The sequence below is a fragment of the Azorhizobium doebereinerae UFLA1-100 genome, from assembly GCF_000473085.1.
GTDB lineage: Bacteria > Pseudomonadota > Alphaproteobacteria > Rhizobiales > Xanthobacteraceae > Azorhizobium > Azorhizobium doebereinerae.
On the sequence record NZ_AXBA01000106.1, the window covers coordinates 1 to 1,128 of the forward strand.

General features: G+C 57.4%; 1 protein-coding gene. It reads left to right on the forward strand.

Annotated elements, in window-relative coordinates; translation table 11 throughout:
- The first annotated feature begins 168 nt into the window (after nucleotides 1-168).
- On the forward strand, nucleotides 169-732 hold the full coding sequence (locus YU1_RS33205; RefSeq protein ID WP_084540147.1) for an AAA family ATPase: 564 nt from the start codon (nucleotides 169-171) through the stop codon (nucleotides 730-732).
- Nucleotides 733-1,128: the final 396 nt, after the last annotated feature.

The window sequence follows — 1,128 nt, forward strand, 5'->3', positions numbered from 1 at the left end:
ACGTTACAAAACTCCGGCGGCGCACCCAGCCCGCCGCCGTGAGTAGGGGCCGGAAACTCTAACGGCCGGCGGTCCAAGAAATGGTCTCGGATCAATCAACCTGCGGACTCTCTCCTATGCCGGAGGAAAAATGGGTCTCAGGTCAAATTGTCATTAGGTGATATAAGAATGAAAAAGCTAGTTTATCTGACCGGCGCTCCTGCTTCGGGAAAGTCCACCCTTATCAAAGGCTTGGCGGCAGAGATCTCTGATTTGAAGGTTTTCGAGTATGGCCGGGCGATGTCAGCCCTGCTCAAATCCGTAAGTCGGGAAAGCCTTCGCGACGGGACCGATGGCCGCGTCACTCAGACGGATATCGATGAAGTCGACCGCCAGATGGCGGACTGGGCGCACGAATTCCGGCGACAAAACAATCTGATCATCGATAGCCATCACGTTACGATTGAAAGTTACGGTTTCCGCATCGCCCCATTTTCTCTGGCTAAGCTCGAAACGCTGCAGATCGACGAGTTTTGGGTGCTTATAGCAGACAGCGCACTGAGCGTAGAGCGCATAGAGCGGGACCGCCGCGGTCGCCGGATTCCAAGCCCGTATCAGGCGGACTTTCATACCGCAGTCCAAGCTAGCTTAGCGTCACAATATGCGGTTCTGACGGCTCGACCCGTCTATATTTTTGACAGCGCCAACGAGTCAACCGACTTGGTATCTGCCGCAGTGCGGCGGTTTGAATAGACGGGTATCGGTAGTTGCGGATGGTTGCGCAACGACCATTTCTGACGCAAGCGGTCGTGCACAGCGCAATATCGGACGGACCGCTTCCACCCCATTCCGGCACTAGACGGCATAGCCGCCAATGTCCTCTTTCGGGCATTCACGAAGGTCGCTCGAATGACCGACATGGGGGCGCGAAGCGGACGTCTCCGAGAGGGCGCTCGAAGGTCGGCAAAGGGTCAAAATTCCCACCATACAGAAGCAGTCGGCGACACCAGTCACCCGTCCAACGCTCCCCCATCCTCCCCATGATCGCCGAGGTGCGTTTCGGGGCTGGCCCGGAACGCCGTCCTTTTGGGGGAGCGGCGGGTGTCAGCCCAGACCATTTCGCGAGACGGAACCGATCTCGTCAAAGCC